19 protein-coding genes and 2 tRNA genes are annotated in these 21,579 nt (G+C 56.8%); 17 read left to right on the forward strand and 4 right to left on the reverse strand.

Features of this window, described 5'->3' with window-relative positions; all coding sequences use genetic code 11:
* The first annotated feature begins 19 nt into the window (after positions 1-19).
* Positions 20-820 carry a sulfite exporter TauE/SafE family protein gene (locus tag R84865_RS08260; RefSeq protein ID WP_435633284.1) on the forward strand — a complete coding sequence of 267 codons (801 nt, stop codon included), beginning with the start codon at positions 20-22 and terminating at the stop codon, positions 818-820.
* A 58-nt stretch (positions 821-878) separates the two neighbouring features.
* Here the strand turns inward: R84865_RS08260 and yhbY are convergent, their stop codons facing one another.
* Positions 879-1,205: a ribosome assembly RNA-binding protein YhbY gene (gene yhbY, locus R84865_RS08265; RefSeq protein ID WP_435633285.1), complete on the reverse strand. Its 327-nt coding sequence runs from the start codon at positions 1,203-1,205 to the stop codon at positions 879-881.
* A 152-nt stretch (positions 1,206-1,357) separates the two neighbouring features.
* On the opposite strand from yhbY, the gene rlmE reads away from it, so the two are divergent.
* The 16 genes from rlmE to R84865_RS08345 all read left to right on the forward strand — a co-directional run bounded on the left by rlmE (position 1,358) and on the right by R84865_RS08345 (position 19,133).
* The gene (rlmE, locus tag R84865_RS08270) at positions 1,358-2,050 is read left to right on the forward strand and encodes a 23S rRNA (uridine(2552)-2'-O)-methyltransferase RlmE (RefSeq protein ID WP_435639363.1); all 693 of its coding nucleotides are present in this window, start codon (positions 1,358-1,360) and stop codon (positions 2,048-2,050) included.
* Between the two features lie 253 nt (positions 2,051-2,303).
* Positions 2,304-4,280, forward strand: a complete 1,977-nt coding sequence (gene ftsH / locus R84865_RS08275) for an ATP-dependent zinc metalloprotease FtsH (RefSeq protein WP_435639364.1) — start codon at positions 2,304-2,306, stop codon at positions 4,278-4,280.
* 98 nt (positions 4,281-4,378) lie between these two features.
* The gene (folP, locus tag R84865_RS08280; RefSeq protein WP_435639365.1) at positions 4,379-5,272 is read left to right on the forward strand and encodes a dihydropteroate synthase; all 894 of its coding nucleotides are present in this window, start codon (positions 4,379-4,381) and stop codon (positions 5,270-5,272) included.
* Positions 5,269-6,651, forward strand: coding sequence for a phosphoglucosamine mutase (gene glmM / locus R84865_RS08285; RefSeq protein ID WP_435639366.1), 1,383 nt, complete (start codon positions 5,269-5,271; stop codon positions 6,649-6,651). Before folP ends, glmM begins: the two co-directional genes overlap by 4 nt.
* 81 nt (positions 6,652-6,732) lie before the next feature.
* Positions 6,733-7,482 carry a triose-phosphate isomerase gene (tpiA, locus tag R84865_RS08290; RefSeq protein WP_435633290.1) on the forward strand — a complete coding sequence of 250 codons (750 nt, stop codon included), beginning with the start codon at positions 6,733-6,735 and terminating at the stop codon, positions 7,480-7,482.
* A 4-nt stretch (positions 7,483-7,486) separates the two neighbouring features.
* Positions 7,487-7,975, forward strand: a complete 489-nt coding sequence (gene secG, locus R84865_RS08295; RefSeq protein WP_435633291.1) for a preprotein translocase subunit SecG — start codon at positions 7,487-7,489, stop codon at positions 7,973-7,975.
* A 206-nt stretch (positions 7,976-8,181) separates the two neighbouring features.
* Positions 8,182-8,268 (forward strand) — tRNA-Leu (locus R84865_RS08300).
* A 91-nt stretch (positions 8,269-8,359) separates the two neighbouring features.
* Positions 8,360-8,436: transfer RNA gene (locus tag R84865_RS08305), tRNA-Met, on the forward strand.
* Positions 8,437-8,682: 246 nt separating this feature from the next.
* Positions 8,683-9,168 carry a ribosome maturation factor RimP gene (gene rimP, locus R84865_RS08310; protein WP_435633292.1) on the forward strand — a complete coding sequence of 162 codons (486 nt, stop codon included), beginning with the start codon at positions 8,683-8,685 and terminating at the stop codon, positions 9,166-9,168.
* An 88-nt stretch (positions 9,169-9,256) separates the two neighbouring features.
* Positions 9,257-10,753 carry a transcription termination factor NusA gene (gene nusA / locus R84865_RS08315; RefSeq protein ID WP_435637112.1) on the forward strand — a complete coding sequence of 499 codons (1,497 nt, stop codon included), beginning with the start codon at positions 9,257-9,259 and terminating at the stop codon, positions 10,751-10,753.
* Positions 10,754-10,836: 83 nt separating this feature from the next.
* Entirely contained in the window at positions 10,837-13,320 is a 2,484-nt protein-coding gene (gene infB / locus R84865_RS08320) for a translation initiation factor IF-2 (RefSeq protein ID WP_435637111.1), read from the forward strand.
* Positions 13,321-13,403: 83 nt separating this feature from the next.
* Positions 13,404-13,823, forward strand: coding sequence for a 30S ribosome-binding factor RbfA (gene rbfA / locus R84865_RS08325; RefSeq protein ID WP_435639367.1), 420 nt, complete (start codon positions 13,404-13,406; stop codon positions 13,821-13,823).
* Positions 13,823-14,746, forward strand: coding sequence for a tRNA pseudouridine(55) synthase TruB (gene truB / locus R84865_RS08330; RefSeq protein WP_435639368.1), 924 nt, complete (start codon positions 13,823-13,825; stop codon positions 14,744-14,746). Before rbfA ends, truB begins: the two co-directional genes overlap by 1 nt.
* Positions 14,747-14,851: 105 nt before the next feature.
* Complete coding sequence (gene rpsO / locus R84865_RS08335) at positions 14,852-15,121, forward strand: 30S ribosomal protein S15 (protein WP_435633297.1); 270 nt, start codon at positions 14,852-14,854, stop codon at positions 15,119-15,121.
* Between the two features lie 288 nt (positions 15,122-15,409).
* The gene (gene pnp, locus R84865_RS08340) at positions 15,410-17,539 is read left to right on the forward strand and encodes a polyribonucleotide nucleotidyltransferase (RefSeq protein WP_435633298.1); all 2,130 of its coding nucleotides are present in this window, start codon (positions 15,410-15,412) and stop codon (positions 17,537-17,539) included.
* Positions 17,540-17,798: 259 nt separating this feature from the next.
* On the forward strand, positions 17,799-19,133 hold the full coding sequence (locus R84865_RS08345; RefSeq protein WP_435639369.1) for an amino acid permease: 1,335 nt from the start codon (positions 17,799-17,801) through the stop codon (positions 19,131-19,133).
* A gap of 192 nt (positions 19,134-19,325) precedes the next feature.
* On the opposite strand, the gene panC is transcribed toward R84865_RS08345, so the two are convergent.
* The 3 genes from panC to folK form a co-directional block, all read right to left on the reverse strand.
* Positions 19,326-20,183 carry a pantoate--beta-alanine ligase gene (panC, locus tag R84865_RS08350; protein WP_435639370.1) on the reverse strand — a complete coding sequence of 286 codons (858 nt, stop codon included), beginning with the start codon at positions 20,181-20,183 and terminating at the stop codon, positions 19,326-19,328.
* An 18-nt stretch (positions 20,184-20,201) separates the two neighbouring features.
* Positions 20,202-20,993, reverse strand: coding sequence for a 3-methyl-2-oxobutanoate hydroxymethyltransferase (gene panB, locus R84865_RS08355; RefSeq protein ID WP_435637107.1), 792 nt, complete (start codon positions 20,991-20,993; stop codon positions 20,202-20,204).
* A gap of 72 nt (positions 20,994-21,065) precedes the next feature.
* Positions 21,066-21,578, reverse strand: a complete 513-nt coding sequence (gene folK / locus R84865_RS08360) for a 2-amino-4-hydroxy-6-hydroxymethyldihydropteridine diphosphokinase (protein WP_435639371.1) — start codon at positions 21,576-21,578, stop codon at positions 21,066-21,068.
* Position 21,579 lies beyond the last annotated feature (1 nt).

Raw genomic sequence — 21,579 nt, forward strand, 5'->3', positions numbered from 1 at the left:
GGTGTTCTGGAGAGACGTTATGGAGTTCGTACTGTACATGGTGGTCGGGGCATGCTCAGGCGTGCTGGCCGGCCTGTTCGGAGTGGGCGGCGGCATTATTATCGTGCCCGCGCTAGTGTTTGCCTTCAAGGCTCAGGGAATCGACCCATCGGTACTGACTCAGTTGGCAGTGGGCACATCGCTCGCTGTTATCTTGTTCACGTCGATTAACTCAGTGATGGGGCATCAGAAGAAAGGCGCGGTGCGTTGGGACATTTTCAAGTGGATGGTCATTGGTATCCTGATCGGCGCTGTGCTCGGCTCGTTGACCGCCACCTGGATTCCCGGCGATAAGCTGCAGCTGATTATCGGTATCTTCGCGATATGCATGGCGATTCAGATGGCGCTGAATCTCAAGCCGAAAAGCGATCCCGCGCAGGACCAGCAGCACATCACCATCAAACCGCTGTGGCTGCAGATAGCTGGCCTGATTATCGGCTGGGCATCGGCCATCTTCGGTGTGGGCGGTGGTTCGCTAACAGTGCCTGCGCTGTCGTGGAAGGGTATTCCGATGCGTCAGGCTGTCGCCACCTCTGCGGCAGGCGGCATGCCGATTGCGCTATTCAGCGCGATTTCCTTCATGTTCTTCGGCTGGGGGAATCCGAGCCTGCCGAACTGGAGTCTCGGCTTCGTCTATTTGCCCGCGCTGGTGGGCATGGCGATCATGAGTATGCTATTTGCCCGAGTGGGTGTAATGCTGGCGCATCGGCTGTCGCAGAAGATGCTGCGCTGGCTGTTCGCTGCGCTGCTGTTTTGCGTTGGGCTGAGCTTTATTCTTTAGGCGGGAAGCGCGCTGCTCCGCAAATGTTCGAAGGCGGAGTAGCGCAAGCTGTGGTCAATCAGCTGAAGCGGCGAACGTTCGACAGACGCTGCGGAGTGTCGGGGTTGGGGCGATAAAGCAGCGCCATTTTGCCGATCTTCTGCACCAACTCGGCTTTGGAATGATCGCATAGCGCATTCAGCTGCTCTTCTCGTTCGTCACGTTCACGACTCATCAGTTTGACCTTGATAAGTTCGTGGTCGCTTAGCGCGCGGTCAAGCTCCGCCAGTGCACCTTCGCTAATGCCGTTTTCGGAGATTTGAACAACGGGATCAAGGTGGTGGCCAATGGCCCGGAAGCTTTTCTTTTGAGCGCTGGTCAGCTTTTGAGTTGAATGTTGCGGCATGGTAGTTTGTGACGCCTGTAACGGTGGCTTTTATCGGCTTCCAAGTGTAACGCACCCAGCTATTCAGTGGATAGTGAAAGCGCCGCCAGCCTCATCGGATTCGATAGCTGAGCAGCACGTGGTGCAATGGTTTTCAATTTCAGGTGAATCTCGTGTCTCGCACTTCCGACGGTAACAGCGGTCGCAACAAAGAAGGTGGCGACTCTTCCGCCAAGCGTAAAAATTCGGCCAGCCGATCCAGTGCGGGGTGGCTCAAGGAACACTTCGACGACCCCTACGTCAAACAGTCATGGGTCGACGGCTATCGCTCGCGAGCGAGCTATAAGCTTTTAGAGATCGATGACAAGGATAAGCTGCTTTCCCCAGGTATGACGGTCATTGACCTGGGCGCTGCACCGGGCGGCTGGAGCCAGGTAGTGGCGAAGCGTATCGGCGATACTGGTCGGGTAGTGGCGTCCGATATCCTTGAGATGGAAGCGCTGGCGGGGGTGCAGTTCGTACAGGGTGATTTCACTGAAGATGCTGTGCTGGAAGCCATTCTGGAACTGGTCGGCGACACCAAAGTGGATTTGGTGATCTCCGACATGGCGCCCAATATGAGCGGCCAAAATGCGATCGATCAGCCCGGTGCCATGTACCTCGTTGAGCTGGCGCTTGATTTGGCTCGGCAGGTGCTAAAGCCCAATGGCAATTTTCTGGCGAAGGTTTTTCAGGGCGAGGGGTTCGAACCCTATCTCAAGGAGCTGCGCTGCTCTTTTGCCAAGGTAATGACCCGCAAACCCGCTGCATCTCGCGCTCGCTCGCGTGAGGTATATTTGTTGGGCAAGGGCTTCAAAGGGGAATAGGTGCGCTCGCAATATTCTTTCTGAATGTTTTTGCTAGTTGCAAGTTCTCGGTTTAATCCCCATTTGATGTACCATGGTAACAGTATGCGGGTCCAAGACAGCGCATGCGGTATTTCGCCTTATTATTATAAGGCTTAGCTAAGGTATTTACAGGCCGCGACGTCTGAGTCGTCCGTCGCTCCCGAAGGTGCAGTAAAGAATTGGGCTGTTTCCGGAATCCGACCGCGCAGCCGTAGCGAAGTGAGGGTGTCTCTTGAACGACATGGCAAAAAACCTGATTCTCTGGCTGATCATCGCCGCAGTCTTGCTTACGGTGTTTAACAATTTCAGCGTCGATTCGGCGCCGAAGTCAGTGCCGTATTCGCAATTTGTGCAGCAGATCCAGAACGATCAGGTCAGCAAGGTCACGATTGACGGCTACACCATTCGCGGTCAACGCGACGATGGTTCCGAGTTTCAGACTACTCGTCCCGCCGCCCAGGATCCGCAGTTGATTGGCGATCTGCTCGAACACAAGGTAGTGATCGAAGGCAAAGAGCCGCAGCAGCAAAGCATTTGGTCGCGATTGCTGATCGCCAGCTTCCCGATTCTGATCATCCTGGCCATCTTCATGTTCTTCATGCGCCAAATGCAGGGCGGCGGTGGCGGCAAGGGCGGCCCGATGAGCTTCGGCAAGTCCAAGGCCAAGCTGCTGTCGCAGGATCAGATCAAAACCACGTTCAAAGACGTTGCCGGCTGTGATGAAGCCAAGGAAGAAGTCGAAGAAGTGGTCGACTTCCTCAAGGATCCCAGCAAGTTCCAGCGGCTTGGCGGTAAAATCCCGCGTGGTCTGCTGATGGTGGGCCCTCCCGGTACCGGTAAAACGCTGCTTGCCAAGGCGATTGCCGGCGAAGCAAAAGTACCCTTCTTCAGCATCTCCGGTTCCGATTTCGTCGAGATGTTCGTGGGTGTGGGTGCGTCGCGCGTGCGCGACATGTTTGAGCAGGCCAAAAAACAGTCGCCCTGCATCATCTTCATCGACGAAATCGATGCCGTGGGCCGTTCACGTGGCGGCAACATGGGCGGTGGCGGTCACGATGAGCGCGAGCAAACGCTGAACCAGCTGCTGGTTGAGATGGATGGTTTCGAGGCGAACGACGGTACTATTGTTATCGCGGCCACCAACCGTCCCGACGTGCTCGACCCCGCACTGCTGCGTCCGGGCCGTTTCGACCGTCAGGTAACGGTCGGTCTGCCTGATATTCGCGGCCGTGAACACATCCTCAACGTGCACTTGCGTAAAGTGCCGTTGGCCGACGATGTGAAGCCGCAGCTGATTGCCCGAGGTACTCCCGGCTTCTCTGGTGCCGAGTTAGCCAACGTGGTCAACGAGGCGGCCCTCTTTGCGGCGCGTCGCAATCTGCGTCTGGTAGGCATGCGCGAGCTCGAGGAAGCCAAGGACAAGATCATGATGGGCGCCGAGCGCAAATCGATGGTGATGTCCGAGAAAGAGAAGAGCAATACGGCGTATCACGAGGCTGGGCACGCAATTATCGGCTTGATCGTTCCCGACCACGATCCCGTTTACAAGGTCACGATTATTCCGCGTGGCAGGGCGCTGGGTGTCACCATGTTCCTGCCGAACGAAGATCGCTACAGCTATTCGCGTCAGCAGTTGATCAGCCAGCTATGCTCACTGTTTGGTGGACGTATCGCCGAAGAAATGACGCTGGGTCCCAACGGTGTGACGACCGGAGCTTCGAACGACATCAAGCGTGCGACTGAAATTGCGCATAACATGGTCGCCAAGTGGGGGCTCTCCGAAGAGATGGGGCCGCTGATGTACGACGAGGACGACTCGCATCAGTTCCTGGGCGGCGCCAGCGGTAGCTCGATGATGGGATCGGGCGAAACGTCGACCAAAATCGATCGCGAAGTGCGCAAGATCATCGATGAGTGCTATGCCACGGCCAAGCGCATTCTGGAAGAAAATCGCGATAAGCTTGATCTGATGGCACAGGCGTTGATGAAGTATGAAACGATCGATACTGACCAGATCAAAGAGATCATGGAAGGCAAGTTCCCTTCCCCGCCCAAGGACAGCGGTGATAACGACTCGTCCAGCGGTGGAGCAGTGATTGATCAAGGCAGTGCGGATAGCTCGCCGAGTGACGATAGCAAAACGTCAGAGCAGGATAGCGGCTCGTCCAATCAGCCCGGCGATAATACGCTAGGCGGCTCGACTCGCTAACGACAGCTTTGCGTTAGCCTCCTGTCGCGATCGTTATAGAAACGGTCGCGACTTTTCTTATCTGGCCCAGATTTTTTACAGTGTGAACGTCATTGGTCATGAGTGGTTATTTTTCTTCCTCGGTTATTGATTGTGCGGGCCGTCCGCTTGACCTCACTCGGCCGCGGGTCATGGGGATCCTCAATGTTACCCCCGACTCCTTCTCTGATGGCGGGCGATACACGTTTCTTGATACCGCGCTGAAGCAGGCGGAGAAGATGCTCGTCGAAGGCGCTGATATCATCGATGTTGGCGGTGAATCGACTCGTCCCGGGGCCAGCGATGTCAGCGAGAACGAAGAGCTTGAGCGTGTCGCTCCGGTAGTCGAGAAGCTGGTGAGCGAATTGGGCGCGCTGGTATCTCTCGACACCAGTTCTCCCCTAGTGATACGTGAAGGCGCGACACTAGGGGCAGGTATCATCAACGATGTGCGCTCGCTCACGCGTGCGGGGGCGCTGCAAGCCGCTAGCGAGACAGACATGGCGGTGTGCGTTATGCACATGAAGGGTGAGCCAAAGGTCATGCAGCAAGCGCCGCACTACGACGAGCCAGTCGCGCAAGCGGTAATACGCATGCTCGAAGAGCGCGTGGCTGCCTGCATTGATGGCGGTATTCAGCGCGAGCGTTTGCTCATAGATCCAGGCTTTGGATTTGGCAAAACGGTCGAGCATAATCTTGAGCTTGCCGAGCAGATGGCAGCGTGTCAGCAGATTGGTTTGCCGCTGTTGGTCGGGGTCTCGCGCAAGAGTATGATTGGCGCAGTGCTCGCCAATGCCGACGGCACCCCCCGAGCATTGGGCGACAACGGCGAAGGGCGTCTCGCAGGCGGTCTGGCGCTCACCGCGCTTGCCATTGAACGCGGCGCTCGCGTTATTCGCACCCACGATGTTGCCCCCACCCGCGACGTGGTGGAGATGATCTGGGCCGTTATCAACAGGAATAGTCAGGCATGAGTTCAGTAGCTTCCCCTTCTTGCACAGCGCCCCAAGAGCGTCGTTACTTTGGTACCGATGGTATTCGCGGCACGGTAGGCGTTGCGCCGATTACCGCTGATTTCGTGCTCAAGCTGGGTTGGGCGTGCGGACGAGTGCTGGCCCGCCGGCATAAAAAGGCACGCGTTATCATCGGTAAGGACACGCGCATTTCGGGCTATATGTTCGAAGCAGCCCTCGAGGCCGGCTTTTCTGCTGCGGGCGTTGACGTGCTGCTATTGGGGCCGATGCCAACGCCCGGCATCGCCTACATGATCCAAACCTTCAGAGCCCATGCCGGGGTGGTGATCAGCGCTTCTCATAACCCGCATCCCGATAATGGCATCAAGTTCTTTTCATCGGTCGGTACCAAGCTCAGCGATGAGCTGGAATGCGAAATCGAACAAGAGCTCGAAAAGCCCTTGGAAACCGTGGGTTCTACCGAGCTAGGGCGCGCTACTCGCATCGACGATGCTGCGGGGCGCTATATCGAATTCTGCAAGTCGACGATGCCCGAGCGCTCTTCCCTGGAAGGCCTGAAGGTAGTGCTCGACTGCGCAAACGGCGCAACCTATCACATCGCACCGAGCGTATTCAGAGAGCTTGGAGCAGAGGTCAGCTGCATTGGCATATCGCCCGATGGTCTCAATATCAACCGGGAAGTGGGCTCTACTCACACCATCGCGCTGCGCTCGAAAGTCATCGAAAATCGCGCTGATGTAGGGGTTGCCTTCGATGGCGATGGTGATCGCGTCATTCTGATCGATGCCAACGGACGTGAAGTTGATGGCGACGATATTCTGTTTTTGATTGCGCGAGACCGTAAACGGCGCGGCAATCTCGACGGCGGCGTGGTTGGTACCGTGATGAGCAACCTCGGCTTGGCGCAGGCGCTGGAAAAAGAGGGTATTCCCTTCAAGCGTGCTTTTGTCGGGGATCGTAGCGTCAATGAGTTTCTCGAAGCCGCCGATTGGCATCTGGGCGGCGAGCCGTCTGGGCATATCGTATGCAAGCACGTTCATACGTCAGGCGATGGTATTATTGCTGCGCTCCAGGTGCTCTCTATTATGGTGCGGTTCCAGCGCAGCCTCGAGCAGTTGCTGGTAGGATTCGACAAAGCGCCGCAAACGCTCGTTAATGTGCGGCTCGATCATAATGCCAACCGCTCTGCCATTCTCGATGCCGAAGAGGTCAAGCAGGCGGTCGAGGCGGTTACTCAGGAGCTGGGCAGCGATGGACGCGTGCTGTTGCGCCCCTCCGGTACGGAGCCGCTGATTCGCATCATGGTCGAGGCTCATCCGCGTTTCGACGTGAAGGAACTCGCGGAGCGCATCGCGCAGAGTATCCGCGCTAGCATGTAATTGCGAAGTGCTGAAGCCGCTCGATTTGTATTGCATCGGCGGCTTCAGTACCATTTGCCACCCATTGACTGAGGTAGCCCGATGCGTTCTCCCCTGATTGCTGGCAATTGGAAGATGAACGGCTCTTCCGCGCTAATCGACGAGTTTCAGCATGCGCTTGAAGGTGTAAATCTGCCCGCAAGCGTTGAGGTGGTACTATTGCCGCCGTATCCCTATCTCGCAGAAATGAAGGACAAACTGGGCCCGCAAGGCGTCGAAATTGGCGCCCAGTCGCTTAATCCGCTGACTTCTGGGCCACACACGGGAGAAGTAAGCGGCGCCATGCTGTCTGATCTGGGAGTAGATTTCGTGCTCGCCGGTCATTCGGAGCGTCGCTCGCTCTACCACGAATCGGATGAAGACGTTTTTCAGCGTGTTCATGCCGCGCTCAGCGCTGGGCTAAAGCCCATTTTGTGCGTTGGCGAAACGCTTGAAGAGCGTGATTCAGGTAAAACCAGCGAAGTGATATTGCGTCAGGTGGGGCATGTAATGGCCCAGCTTGATGCGCAGCAGCGGGCCAAGGTAGTCATTGCCTATGAGCCAGTTTGGGCCATTGGTACAGGGCGTACCGCAACGCCAGAGCAGGCACAGGAAGTGATGGCCACCATCCGTGACTATCAGCGCTCGTTTGATGCCGAGCTGGCGCAGCAGCTACGCCTTCTGTACGGCGGCAGCATGAATGCAGGCAATGCAGCAGATCTACTGGCGCAACCCGATATCGATGGCGGGCTGATTGGCGGTGCGTCGCTTAAGATCGATGATTTTCTAACTATTTGTGAAGCAGCAGGTTGATGACATGCAACTTTTGATTCTTTTGGTTCACGCACTGCTGGCAGTAGCGCTAGTGGCCGTGGTGTTGATTCAGCAAGGCAAGGGTGCTGAAGCTGGTGCAGCATTCGGTGGCGGTGCCTCGCAAACGGTGTTTGGCTCACGTGGCAGCAGCAGTTTTCTTGCCAAGCTGACCGGTGTGCTGGTGGCGCTGTTCTTCGTGACCGCGCTCTCTCTTGGCTGGTTGGCCAAACACTCTGGTGGGCAGCAAGCCGCTAGCGGTATTCCCAATGCCAACATGATTGAGCAACAGCATCGCAGTACTGCTCCCTCGCTCGACGACCATGACGAAGACGCGGCGCCTTCTCAAGACAGCAGCGCTAAGAGCAATGGCAGCGATGGCGACGAACTGACGGCCCCATCGTCCGATCAGTCTTCTGCAGATGATGCAGATGCGCAGCCTTCTGCGGCGGGTGCGGCCAGCTCGAATGGCGAGCAGGGCAGCAACGCACAATAGAGCCTCTGGCTCTCTTGACGTGCCGTGGCGCGGGGTGGATAATGCGCGCCAGCACTTACGGGCAAGACCTTATTTCCTCTGACAGCAGCGCCGCAGGTTACCTTCAAGCCAGCGCTATTGTGAAAAAAGGTAATTGATTTTCAAGCGTATTTTTTTAAATTGCTTGTTATCACTCAAGGCTTCTTGTATAGTGCCGCAGCTCCAAAGCCGAAGTGGTGGAATTGGTAGACACGCTATCTTGAGGGGGTAGTGCTCTAACGGGCGTGCGGGTTCAAGTCCCGCCTTCGGCACCAAAGCAACAGGTTACCTCCTTGTTTGAGGGCCAGTTGTGGAGAAAAGGTATTTCGAGCGCCTTGTGCTAACGCACTAAAGATCGATGGTTGTTGCGGGGTGGAGCAGTCTGGTAGCTCGTCGGGCTCATAACCCGAAGGTCGTTGGTTCAAATCCAGCCCCCGCTACCAAGTTTTTTTCGGAAAGCCCCTTCTTGTTCGAAGGGGCTTTTTGTTGGCGGGCGGTCCTGCACCGAATCCAGTTACCCGCCGGTCTCTGCGCGGTGGCAGCGTTGGGTTATCACGCTGTCAGTCGGCTTCCTTTCCTGCATAACGTCAGGGTGCCTGCGATCTCCGCGCGGCTCCGGCGTGCGTAATCTTCTTTTGCAGGGCCTTTTATTCCATGCCCCCTATCTCCAGTGTTGAGGATCTGCTCTTATGGCAACCAGAGAACAGGCTATTCACGCGCTGATCGAACCGACGGTAACCTCGCTCGGCTTCGAGCTATGGGGCGTCGACTACCAAGCGCAGGGCAAGCACTCTCGGCTGATCATCTATATCGATAGCGAGAAAGGCGTAAATGTTGATGACTGTGCTCACGTTAGCCGTCAGGTAAGCGCGCTACTCGATGTAGAAGACCCCATCTCCGGTCACTACAACCTGGAAGTGTCATCTCCTGGCATGGATCGTCCGCTCTACACGCTGGCGCAATTCGAGAAGTATGCGGGTCATCACGTGCAGGTACGGTTGCGTGAGGCCTTTGAAGATCGGCGCAAGTTTCGCGGACTTCTGATGGGCATTGAAGAGGAAGACGTCATTGTGCGCGTCGACCAGGAAGAGTTCGGCTTCCCCATCGAAACCATTGATCGCGCCAACGTCGTTCCGCAGTTTGAAAAGAACGACGGTAAAGGCGGTACGCATTAAGCGGTAATTTCCAGGCGAACGGCAGCCAATTGGTGCAAATAGCAACGTTGTTTGCAGGACTAAACGATTTATCTGGCGAGGCAAAGACATGAGCAAAGAGATTTTGCTGGTCGTTGACGCAATTTCCAATGAAAAGGGTGTTCCTCGTAATGTCATTTTCGAAGCGGTTGAGTCAGCATTGGCCAGCGCAACGCGCAAGCGCTTCGAAGGACAGGACGTCGACATTCGCGTCACCATCGATCGCGCATCGGGGGACTATGAAACGTTTCGCCGCTGGACGGTGGTGCCCGACGAAGACTACACCACCTCTGCACGCCAGATTCCGGTCTCGGCTGGTGAAGAACGCGAGCCGCCCATTGGCCTCGATCACGTGGTAGAAGAGCAGATTGAATCTGTCAGCTTCGGTCGTATCGCCGCCCAAACGGCCAAACAGGTTATCGTTCAGAAGGTTCGAGAAGCCGAGCGTGCCGAGATCGTTCGCCAGTACAGTGAGCGTGAAGGCGAGATCGTTGCGGGAGGTGTCAAGAAAACCACACGTGATGGTCTTATCATTGATTTGGGTGATAATGCCGAAGGCTTCCTGCCACGCAGCGAAATGATTCCTGGCGAACGCTATCGTCTCAACGAACGCGTGCGTGCGCTGCTGTGGAAAGTAGATGCAGAAGCGCGTGGTTCTCAGCTGATTCTGTCGCGTGCCAAACCGGCGTTCCTGATTGAGCTGTTCCGTATCGAAGTGCCAGAAATTGCTGAGCAATTGATCGAAATCAAGGGCGCGTCGCGTGACCCTGGTTCGCGCGCCAAGATCGCGGTCAAAACCAATGATCGCCGTATCGACCCGGTAGGCGCTTGTGTCGGTATGCGCGGCTCGCGCGTTCAGGCAGTGTCCAACGAGCTTGGCAACGAGCGTGTCGATATCATTCTGTGGGACGACAATCCCGCGCAGCTCGTTATCAACGCGATGGCGCCTGCAGAAGTCGCATCGATTATGGTTGATGAAGAAACTCACACCATGGACGTTGCGGTAGGTGAAGATAACCTCGCGCAGGCGATAGGTCGCGCAGGCCAGAACGTGCGCCTGGCATCCGAGCTGACCGGTTGGACGCTGAATGTCATGACTGAGGACGAAGCTCAGGGCAAACGCGATCAGGAAGTCGACAGCTTCGTTGAGCATTTCATCAATCATCTCGAGATTGATGAGGAGCTGGCCCGTCTGCTCGTGGATGAAGGCTTTACCTCGCTTGAAGAGATTGCCTACGTGCCGCTCGACGAAATGCTCGAAATCGAAGAGCTCGATGAAGATCTGGTCGAAGAGCTACGCGCGCGTGCCAAGGATGAATTGCTTAATTTGGCCATCGCGAGCGAAGAAACGCTGGCGAACGGCGAAGGTCCGGCAGAAGACCTGCTCGCGATGGATGGCATGGACCGTGAAACCGCAGTGGCTCTTGCGGGCCGTGGTATTCGCACCATGGAAGATCTGGCCGAACAGTCGGTTGAAGATCTCAAGGATATTGATGGCGTGGACGAAGAACGCGCCGCAGCACTGATTATGACCGCCCGTGCCCCTTGGTTCGAGGGCGAGGCCTAATAGCGCAGGACAAGCGTTAAAGGCCTTGAAAGCCAGTGGCATTGCCACTGCTGCAAGCAAGGAAACGGGTTCAGGAGGGTCTCATGGCAGAAACAACAGTTAAGGATTTCGCAAGCAAAGTAGGTCGCACGGTCGACCGTTTGCTCGAACAAATGGGTGAGGCGGGTCTTTCTCATACATCGGAAAACGACGTGGTTTCCGAGGAAGACAAGCGCAAGCTGCTCGATCACCTTACGGCGCAGCATGGCGGTACCGGCCCCGGTCGTAATCGCATCACGCTGACGCGTAAAACCAAAAGCCGTATTCGTACTGGCGAGCGCAACAAAACCATCGAGGTGCAGGTGCGCAAGAAGCGTACCTACGTGCGCCCTGAGTCCGAGCCTGAGCCCGAAGAAACAGTAGAAGAAGCGCCGGTACAGGCCGCTGAAACTGCTGCGCCGGAAGCGCCCGCTCAAGCACCTGCCGCTGAAGAAGCGGCAGCGGCGCCGGCTTCGCCCGAACAGGCGGCTGTCGAAGCGGTAGTGGCAGAGGAAAGCGCTGGCACCACCGAAAAAGCGGCTCTTGCGGAAGATGTTAATGCTAACGCTCCGTTGAAAGAGCCGCGCAACGACACTCGCCGCGGTCGCGATAACCCCGGCAAAAAAGCGGGTCGTAAAGGCGGACACCGTCGCGACGATGACGATGATCGCAGCGAGCGTAGTGAACGTCGCAGCGGTCCCGGTAAAAAGGCCAAGCGTGCCGAGCGTCGCGGTAGCCGTCGCGGTGGTGGCGATCAGCACAACCAGCACGGTTTCCAGCGTCCAACGCAGGCGATCGTACGCGAAGTTAACATTCCCGAATCGATCAGCGTTGCCGACCTGGCCGACCGCATGTCCGTCAAGGCTGCGGAAGTTATCAAAACCATGTTCACCATGGGCGCAGCGGTCACCATTAACCAAACCATCGATCAGGACACTGCGTCCATCGTGGTAGAGGAAATGGGCCACACGCCCAAGCTGATCAAGGACAACGCGCTCGAAACCGAGGTGCTGGAAGGCATCTCCTACGACGGTGATCAGGTCACCCGTGCGCCGGTTGTCACCGTAATGGGTCACGTCGACCACGGTAAAACCTCGCTGCTCGACTACATTCGTCGCACCAAGGTAGCCACCGGCGAAGCTGGGGGCATTACCCAGCATATCGGTGCTTACCATGTGAAGCAGGACAACGGCGAACTGACCTTCCTGGATACCCCCGGACACGCCGCGTTCACCGCGATGCGTGCACGTGGGGCGCAAGCCACTGACGTGGTTATCCTGGTGGTGTCAGCCGATGACGGCGTGATGCCGCAAACCATCGAAGCAATCGAGCATGCCCGTGCAGCGGAAGTGCCGATGGTTGTAGCGGTCAACAAAATTGATAAAGCTGGTGCCGACATTGATCGCGTGCGCAACGAGCTTTCTCAGCATGGCGTGATCTCCGAGGATTGGGGTGGCGATACCCAGTTTGTCGAAGTGTCTGCCAAAACCGGTCAGGGCATCGATTCGTTGCTCGAAGCCGTGCTGCTGGTCTCCGAAGTACTGGAGCTGACCGCAGTGCCCGAAGCGCCCGGTAAAGGCGTGGTCATCGAATCCCGCCTTGACCGTGGTCGCGGCCCGGTAGCCACCGTTCTGGTACAAAACGGCACCTTGCGCAAAGGCGATATCGTGCTGGCGGGCCTGCGCTATGGCCGTGTCCGTGCACTGGTCAACGAACTCGGTCAGCAGGTTGACGCAGCGGGTCCGTCGATGCCGGTCGAAGTGCTGGGCCTTGATGGTACGCCGGATGCCGGTGAAGAGTTCAACGTTGTCGACGACGAGAAGAAAGCGCGTGAAGTGGCCAACTTCCGTCACGGCAAATACCGCGAAGTGCGTCTGGCGCGTCAGCAGAAAGCCAAGCTCGAGAACATGTTCTCGCGCATGGAACAGGACGACGTTGCACAGGTCAACATCGTGCTTAAGGCTGACGTTCAAGGCTCGCTCGAGGCTATCCGCCAGGCGCTGGAAGAACTCTCCACCGAAGAGGTGAAGGTAGCAGTCGTCTCTTCCGGGGTGGGCGGTATTACCGGCACCGATGCCAACCTTGCAGTGGCGTCTGATGCCATCATCGTTGGCTTCAACGTCCGTGCCGATGCTAGCGCACGCGAAATCATCGATCGCGAAGGTCTCGACCTGCGCTACTATAGCGTCATCTACCAGTTGATCGACGAGGTCAAACAGGCGATGAGCGGCATGCTGGCACCCGAGTGGAAAGAAGAGATCGTGGGTGTTGCCGAAGTGCGCGATGTATTCCGCGCTCCCAAGATCGGTGCCATTGCCGGCTGTATGGTGGTCGAGGGTACTGTATATCGCAGCAAGAAAATCCGCGTCCTGCGCGACAACGTGGTCATCTACGAAGGCGAACTCGAATCACTGCGCCGCTATAAGGATGACGTAAACGAAGTCCGTAACGGCATGGAGTGCGGTATCGGTGTCCGTAACTACAACGATGTCCAGGTCGGTGACAAGATTGAGGTCTTCGATCAGGTGAAAGTAGAACGCTCCCTCTAAAGAGGCGAGCATTTCGAGCGGGTAGCACGCGTTTAGGTGCTGCCCGCTCGCGTGTTTCTGTCTTATGGAGCGAAGGAGTCTGAATGAGAGAATTCAGTCGAACCGACCGAGTTGCCGAGCAGCTCAAGCAAGAATTGGCGTTGCTGGTGCAGCGCGAAGTCAAAGATCCGCGGCTTGGTATGGTCACCATCAGTGATGCCAAGGTTAGCCGCGACCTTGGCTATGCCGACGTCTACTTCACGCTATTGGGCGAGAATGATCCTGAGCGCGTGCGCGAGAACCAGAAAATCCTCAAGCACGCAGCGGGCTTTTTACGTACCCAAGTGGCGCGCCGCATGAAGCTGCGTCACATGCCTGAATTGCGCTTTCATTACGACGAAAGCGTCGCGCGCGGCAACGAGCTGTCACAGCTGATTGAACGCGCGGTAAAAAGCGATCAGTCGCGGCAGGGCGAAGATGACCAGGGTGATTCCCACCAGAGCGATTCTTCGGAGCAGTTGTAATGGCGCGGCGTCGTCGCGGACGTGATATCGACGGCGTGCTGCTGCTCGACAAGCCCAAAGGGCTTAGCTCCAATCAGGCGCTGGGTCGGGTTCGCTGGCTCTATCAGGCGGCCAAGGCAGGCCATACCGGCACGCTCGATCCGATGGCAACCGGTCTGCTGCCGGTGTGTCTGGGCGAAGCGACCAAGTTTTCTTCCTTTGCACTGGAAGCCGATAAAGGCTACATCGCGAGGGTTCAGCTTGGCGTGAGCACCGATAGCGGTGACGCTGAGGGCAAGGTGGTTGCCGAGCACTCGTTACCAGCGCTGAGCGAGTCGCTGCTGCGCAGCACGCTCGATGCGTTCAAAGGCGAAATAGAGCAAGTGCCGCCGATGTTTTCCGCGCTTAAGTACCAGGGCCGTCCACTCTACGAGCTGGCCCGCGAGGGCAAAGAGATTAAGCGTGCGCCGAGGCGTGTTACCCTGTATGATATTGCGCTTCGTGAGTTCGATATCGAGTCGGGCTGGTTCGACATTGAGGTGACCTGTAGCAAAGGCACCTATATTCGAACGCTGGCCATGGACATCGGCGAGAAGCTTGGCTGTGGCGCGCACCTCACGGCGCTGCGACGCACCAAAACCGGGCCTTTCGATGTATCATCGCTGCACTCGGTAGACGCCATCGAGGCGGCAGGCGATGCCCGCGATGGGTGGCTTTTGCCGGTGGATTGTCTGATCGACCATTTGCCGCGTCTTGATATCGACGCTGAGCGTGCCGCTAGGCTGGGTCTGGGGCAGCAGATCGATGCTGCTGAAGATAGCGAGCTGCCGGCCGTCGACAGCACGGTAAGAATATACTGCGACGAACGCTTGTTAGGACTCGTCACAGTGACGGCGCAAGGGCTGTTGGCCCCGCGTCGTCTAATGCGCAGTAGCGTCGCCTGATTGCCAAGGCAATTCAGGCGGGGTACTGCCTTCGCGGAAGACTGCAAATATGCGTGGTCTTCGACACTCTGCTTTTTTCAAAGCATATTGATTTGGAGAAACATCATGGCACTTACTGCCGAGCGTAAAGCTGAAATCGTCAAGGAATTCGGTACCGGCGAAAACGACACCGGTTCCCCCGAAGTTCAGGTTGCCCTGCTGTCGGCCAACATCGACGGCCTGCAGGAGCACTTCAAGGACCACAAACAGGATTTCCATTCCCGTCGTGGCCTGATCCGCATGGTTAGCCAGCGTCGTAAGCTGCTCGACTACCTCAAAGGTAAAAACTTCGAGCGCTACCAGAGCTTGATCAAACGCCTTGGCCTGCGTCGCTAATCGCGCGCCAATGCACCAAAAAGGCAGCCCTTGTGGCTGCCTTTTTTTATGCGAATGTCGTGAAGAAATTGTCGGTAGTTCTCCCTAGTGTGCCGCGTAATCAGGCATTCACGCCTCAGCCTCACACCTACCGCCTGAGGTGATCCATGAGGTATCGCGGCAAGTACGCAAAATAAAGGTTGAAAGCGGGTGTCGTCAGTGACACCGATGCCCCTCTCCTCTAAGATAATGCCGAGCGCATAAAACGCGAACACGATAGAAAAATAGATATTGTTTAAGGAATTCAGAGTGAATCCTGTTTCGAAAACTTTCCAGTATGGCGGCAAAACCGTCACGCTGGAGACTGGCCGCGTGGCCCGTCAAGCTACCGGTAGTGTCATGATCACTATCGATAACACTGCCGTTCTTTGTACCGTCGTCGCTCGCAAGGACGTCAAGGCAGATCAGGACTTCTTCCCGCTGTCCGTGCACTACCAGGAAAAAACCTACGCAGTAGGCAAAATTCCCGGAGGCTTCTTCAAACGTGAAGGGCGTCCCACCGAGAAAGAAACGCTCACTTCGCGTCTTATCGATCGCCCGATTCGCCCGCTGTTCCCCAAAGGCTTCATGAATGAAGTGCAGATCATCTGCACGGTCATGTCAGCCGATAAGCAAAACGATCCCGATATTGCTGCCATGCTGGGCACCTCAGCGGCGCTGGCAATTAGCGGCGTGCCCTTCAGCGGCCCGATCGGCGCGGCCCGCGTGGCCTTCACCGAAGACCGTGGCTATTTCATCAACCCTACGCAGGACGAACTGGCGGGTTCCGAACTGGACATGGTGGTTGCCGGCACCGATAAAGCGGTGCTGATGGTAGAGTCCGAGGCCAAGGAGCTCTCTGAAGACGAGATGCTGGGTGCGGTGCTTTTCGCCCATCAGGAAATGCAGACGGCCATCTCGGCCATCAAGGAATTTGCGGCTGAAGGCAGCAAGCCTGCCTGGCAGTGGCAGCCAGCAGCGGTAGACACCTCACTCAAGGACGCGCTGTCCGTTGGCTTTGAAGCCAAGGTCGGCGAAGCCTATCGCATCACCGATAAGCTCAAGCGTCAGGATGCGGTTGCTGCGCTCAAGCAGGAAGCCATCCAGCTGCTCGCGCATGGCGATAACAGCCAGTATGGCGAAGGCGATGTGGCCGGTGCCTTTGCATCGTTGGAAAAGCGCGTAGTGCGCGAGCGTGTACTGGCCGGTGAACCGCGTATCGACGGTCGTGATCACCGTACCGTGCGCCCATTGGATATTGCCGTTGGCGTGCTACCGCGCACCCATGGCTCTGCCATGTTTACCCGTGGCGAAACCCAGGCCATTGTTACCACCACACTGGGCACGCTGAAAGAGTCGCAACTGATCGAAGGGCTTCACGGTGAGCATCGTGATCGCTTCCTGTTCCACTATAACTTCCCTCCTTACAGCGTAGGGGAAGCAGGCTTCTTCGGCTCGCCCAAACGCCGTGAGATCGGCCATGGTCGTCTTGCCAAGCGTGGCGTGGCGGCCATGATGCCGAACGAGCAAGAGTGGCCTTACACAGTGCGTGTAGTCTCTGAAATCACCGAGTCCAACGGCTCAAGCTCGATGGCTTCCGTGTGCGGTGCATCGTTGGCGTTAATGGACGCCGGCGTGCCGGTCAAGGCGCCGGTTGCCGGTATCGCGATGGGATTGGTCAAGGATGGCGAGCGCTTCGCCGTACTGACCGACATCCTGGGCGACGAAGATCACCTCGGCGACATGGACTTCAAGGTGGCCGGTTCTATCAACGGTGTGACTGCGCTGCAGATGGACATCAAAATCGAAGGCATTAACGAAGCCATCATGGAGCAAGCACTCGACCAGGCCTACGAAGCTCGTCAGCATATCCTTGCCCAAATGAATGATGTGATCAGTGCTGGCCGCAGCGAAGTGTCCGATAACGCGCCTGCGATGGTCACCATGCAGATCGCTACCGACAAGATTCGCGATGTAATCGGTAAGGGCGGCGCTACCATCCGTCAGATTTGCGAAGACACCGGTGCATCCATCGATATCCAGGACGATGGCAGTGTGCGCATCTATGCCGAAAGCAAGGAAGGCTCGCGCAAGGCCGTTGAAACCATCGAAGGCATCGTTGCCGAGCCTGAGATCGGTCGTCTGTATCGCGGTAAAGTGGCACGTCTAGCCGACTTCGGTGCCTTCGTTACCTTCATGCCGGGCACCGATGGTCTTGTGCATATCTCACAGATCGTGCCGGAGCGCGTTAACGACGTGAAGGACTACCTCAGCGAAGGCCAGATGGTCACGGTCAAGGTACTCGATATCGACAACCGCAACCGCGTTAAACTCTCTATCAAGGAAATCACTCCTGAAGAGAAAGCGGCGTTTGAAGCCGAACTGGCTGAAAACGACTAAGACTCGAATGCTTATCTGGCATTAAGATAAAGCCCCACAGGTTTTCCTGTGGGGCTTTTGCATAAACCCGACGGCGATTGTTGTAAGCTTTTCCAGCTCAGCTACCGGGTGTGGATAAGCAGTCGGTTAACGGCAGCGTTTGAAATTGGTATCAGGATGACGTGAGCGTCATGCTCGTGCGCTACACACCTCGTTGGATTTAATTAAGACCCGCATGAACGAACAAACAACAGATTCTCAGCAGAATCTCCAAAAGAGTATGCAAACACGCCACATGGTGATGTTGGCGCTGGGGGGCGTGATTGGTACAGGGCTGTTCCTCAGCTCGGGATATTCGATCAATCAGGCCGGCCCACTGGGAGCGCTGCTCGCGTACATGATCGGCGCGTTGGTCATGTATCTGGTGATGACGTGCCTGGGGGAACTGGCGGTACAGATTCCCGAAACCGGCTCATTTAGCGTCTATGCCGCTCGATATCTGGGGCCGGGCACTGGCTATACGGTCGCTTGGCTTTATTGGCTCACGTGGGCAGTGGCCATCGGCTCTGAGTTTATCGGTGCGGGCTCGCTGATGCGGAAATGGTTCCCTGACGTGCCGGTCGGCGTGTGGTGCGCGGTATTCGCCGCAGCCATTTTCGTCATCAATTCGATTTCGGCTCGCACCTTTGCTGAAACCGAATTCTGGCTGTCGATCATTAAGGTGGCCACCGTAATCGTCTTCCTGATTGTTGGTGCCGGCATATTGCTGGGGTTCTCTCATTACCAGGCGCCGGGCTTCTCCAACTTCACGCGAGAGGGGTTATTTCCCACCGGCAGTTGGTCGATGATCATGACCTTGCTATTGGTGCTGTTTGCCTTCTCAGGCTCCGAACTAGTGGCGGTAGCCGCAGGGGAAGCCAAAAATCCGCAGCAGGATCTCAAGAAAGCCATTCGCATGACCATTGTGCGATTGTCGATCTTCTTTATCGGTACCGTGCTGGTGCTGGCGATGCTGATTCCGCGTGAGCAGGCTGGCGTCGATCAAAGTGCCTTCGTCATGGTGTTCGATATGGCCGGCATTCCCTACGCAGGCGATATCGTCAATTTCGTGATCATTACGGCAATGCTCTCAGCGGCTAACTCAGGGCTCTATGCGGCCTCGCGCATGCTGTGGACACTGGGCGATCAAGGCTTTATCGCGCGCCGCTATGCGCGTCTAACGCGCAAGGGCATCCCGCTGAATGCGGTGATTGTCAGTATGATTGGTGCGTTTGCTTCGTTGGCCAGCAGTATCTATGCGCCCAACACTGTCTATCTGGCGCTGCTGTCGATCTCTGGGCTGGCAGCCGTGCTGGTGTGGATGAGCATTGCGGCGGCACAAATGATGTTCCGACGTGAGTACGTGCGTAATGGCGGGCGCGTGGAAGATCTTGGCTATCGGGTCAGGTGGTATCCGTTTATTCCCATTGCAGCATTAGTGGTATGCACTGCGTCACTGGTGGGGGTGGGATTCGATCCGGAACAGCGCATATCGCTCTATATTGGCATTCCGTTTGTCGCCTGGTGCTATCTGGTGTACTGGTGGAAACAGCGTAGGAATGCGCTGCGCGGCTAGACCAATACGCCCACTGCGGTGGGCGTAAATCTCGCCATCCAGCTATATGCGATGCCCCTGCATACCGTGCGATAAACGGTATGCAGGGGCATTCTTTATGTGGAGGACCCGCCCGCGGCGAGCCCTATACGCTAGGCACCACAGGCCTATCGTTGGCCAGGGCTGAATGTTTCGGCTGCGACGTGAACACCGTCAAGCGACGGCGGAGGTCAGCGTGACTTCCAGATTATCGATCAAGCGGGTTGCACCCAACCATACGGCAACCAGCAGCACTAGCTCGCGCGCATCGCTGCTAATTGGTGCGAGGTTGACGTCGCGACACTCCAGGTAATCCAACGTAAAACCATCGCTTTCGAGTCGCTGTCGTCCTGCGATAAGTGCACACTCAACATCGCCGGACTGTCGCATGCTGTCGGCAATTTCATTCAAGCGTTGGCGTATCAATGCCGCCTGCTGGCGCTCCCCGCTGGCAAGGTAGCCGTTGCGTGAAGAGAGCGCTAAGCCGCGGGCATCGCGCACCGTATCAATGCCCACAATCGTGATCGGCATGTGCAGATCGCTCACCATCTTGCGAATCACGGCAAGCTGCTGATAGTCCTTCTTGCCGAATAGCGCGACATCGGGCCAGATAATGTGAAACAGAATCGAGACGACCGAGGACACCCCGTCGAAGTGAGTAGGGCGCGAGCCAGCGCATAAGCCCTCGGACACCGCCGGTACATGAACGCGGGTGAGGTTCTCAAGACCGTTGGGGTAGATCTCCTTTGCTGTTGGCGCAAACAGCAGGTCACAGCCGTTGTCAGCCAACTGCTGGCGATCGTTTTCCAGGGTACGTGGATAGCGGTCGTAGTCTTCGTTGGGACCAAACTGGGTGGGATTAACGAAGATCGACGCCACAACCACATCCGCGTGGCGACGAGCTTCTCTCACTAGCGTCAAATGCCCTTCGTGAAGGTTGCCCATGGTAGGCACCAGCGCAATGCGCTGGTGACGTTGACGGGCATTGGCAAGGTGGTCGCGAATATCGCTAATGGTGGTAATCAATTGCATGGGACAGTGTCCGGAGGGTTAAAAACAGTGCTCTTCGGCGGGAAATTCATGGCTGATAACCGCCTCGCGATAAGCGGCGAACGCATCGGCAATGGAAGCTTCGCCAAACAGGAAGTTTTTTACGAAGCGTGGCACGCGGCCTTGGGTAACGCCTAGCACGTCGTGCATCACCAGAATCTGACCGTCAACGTCTGGCCCTGCGCCGATGCCGATAACGGGTATCGCCAGCGCATCACGTACCTCCTGCGCTAACGCGCGTGGCACACACTCCAACAGCACCAGCGCCGCACCGGCTTCTTCGAGCGCCAGCGCATCGTCGATAATTCGCTGCGCGTCATCGGGATCGCGTCCCTGTACGCGGTAGCCGCCAAACGCGTTCACGTGCTGCGGCGTCAGCCCCATGTGGGCACACACCGGAACACCGCGCTGCGCCAGCGCTTCAACGCCTTCTGCCATCCAACCATTGCCCTCAATTTTCACGACCTGGGCTCCCGCACGTATCAGCGTAGCGGCGTTGTTTAGTAGTTCAGACAGGCTGGCATCCGCCATGAAAGGAAGGTCAGCCATAATCAGGCTGTCGACATTGGCGCGCGCCACGCATTGCGTGTGATAGGCAATCTGCTCAACCGTTACCGGCAGGGTGGATGAGTGACCTTGCAGTACCATGCCGAGCGAATCACCGACCAGCAGTACTTCGATGCCAGCATCACTGGCAACGCGGGCGAAAGTGGCGTCGTAGGCCGTCAAACAGCTGAACGGGCGATTGGATTCGCGAAGTCCATTGAGGGTCGACAGCGTAATGGCAGACATAGTCAGTCTCTCGTGAAAGCGTAAAAAATGAGTGTAGAACGCTTGGGTAGGATGGAAAATAGCCTGAATTGCTTAGCGGGTCGCGTGAGACGAGATAACCTTTAGTTGTGCACGGTCATCAAGGGGAACCAGCGTTGCCAAGGCACGTCCGTCGGGCAGCGTTGCGTGCGGTGCGATGTCCAACAGCGGTGCCCAGACAAACACGCGCCGTAGCATTTCGCGATGAGGAATTTCCAAGCGGGGTGATAGCAGCGTCAGCCCATCATAAAGCAGCAGATCAAGATCCAGCGTACGCGGCCCCCAATGGCGCAGCCGTACGCGGCGCTGCTGTTGTTCCAAACGCTGCAGTTGATCGAGCAAGGCCAGCGGCGTGTAGGCGCTGTGAAGCTCAACCACCGCGTTAACGAAGTCGTCCTGATCCTGCGGACCTACTGGGGTGCTGAGATAAAGCGGCGATTGCTTTACAACCCGACACAGCGGCAGCTGATCGAGTGCCGTTATGGCCTCGATCACGCGTGCGACAGGATTATCCAGATTACTGCCCAGCCCGATAAACGCTCGATGGGCTAATAGTGAAGCGGTCATG

Origin of the sequence: Carnimonas bestiolae (assembly GCF_051251145.1) — a bacterium.
GTDB lineage: Bacteria > Pseudomonadota > Gammaproteobacteria > Pseudomonadales > Halomonadaceae > Carnimonas > Carnimonas bestiolae.

What these genes read in the sequence shown, in the direction of transcription:
- folP (WP_435639365.1), top strand. Translation starts at nt 4,379, where the DNA reads ATGAGTGGTTATTTTTCTTCCTCGGTTATTGATTGTGCGGGCCGTCCG.
- truB (WP_435639368.1), top strand. Translation starts at nt 13,823, where the DNA reads ATGGCGCGGCGTCGTCGCGGACGTGATATCGACGGCGTGCTGCTGCTC.
- rpsO (WP_435633297.1), top strand. Translation starts at nt 14,852, where the DNA reads ATGGCACTTACTGCCGAGCGTAAAGCTGAAATCGTCAAGGAATTCGGT.
- secG (WP_435633291.1), top strand. Translation starts at nt 7,487, where the DNA reads ATGCAACTTTTGATTCTTTTGGTTCACGCACTGCTGGCAGTAGCGCTA.
- glmM (WP_435639366.1), top strand. Translation starts at nt 5,269, where the DNA reads ATGAGTTCAGTAGCTTCCCCTTCTTGCACAGCGCCCCAAGAGCGTCGT.
- infB (WP_435637111.1), top strand. Translation starts at nt 10,837, where the DNA reads ATGGCAGAAACAACAGTTAAGGATTTCGCAAGCAAAGTAGGTCGCACG.
- rbfA (WP_435639367.1), top strand. Translation starts at nt 13,404, where the DNA reads ATGAGAGAATTCAGTCGAACCGACCGAGTTGCCGAGCAGCTCAAGCAA.
- panC (WP_435639370.1), bottom strand. Translation starts at nt 20,183, where the DNA reads ATGCAATTGATTACCACCATTAGCGATATTCGCGACCACCTTGCCAAT.
- panB (WP_435637107.1), bottom strand. Translation starts at nt 20,993, where the DNA reads ATGTCTGCCATTACGCTGTCGACCCTCAATGGACTTCGCGAATCCAAT.
- nusA (WP_435637112.1), top strand. Translation starts at nt 9,257, where the DNA reads ATGAGCAAAGAGATTTTGCTGGTCGTTGACGCAATTTCCAATGAAAAG.
- R84865_RS08345 (WP_435639369.1), top strand. Translation starts at nt 17,799, where the DNA reads ATGCAAACACGCCACATGGTGATGTTGGCGCTGGGGGGCGTGATTGGT.
- R84865_RS08260 (WP_435633284.1), top strand. Translation starts at nt 20, where the DNA reads ATGGAGTTCGTACTGTACATGGTGGTCGGGGCATGCTCAGGCGTGCTG.
- tpiA (WP_435633290.1), top strand. Translation starts at nt 6,733, where the DNA reads ATGCGTTCTCCCCTGATTGCTGGCAATTGGAAGATGAACGGCTCTTCC.
- rimP (WP_435633292.1), top strand. Translation starts at nt 8,683, where the DNA reads ATGGCAACCAGAGAACAGGCTATTCACGCGCTGATCGAACCGACGGTA.
- folK (WP_435639371.1), bottom strand. Translation starts at nt 21,578, where the DNA reads ATGACCGCTTCACTATTAGCCCATCGAGCGTTTATCGGGCTGGGCAGT.
- yhbY (WP_435633285.1), bottom strand. Translation starts at nt 1,205, where the DNA reads ATGCCGCAACATTCAACTCAAAAGCTGACCAGCGCTCAAAAGAAAAGC.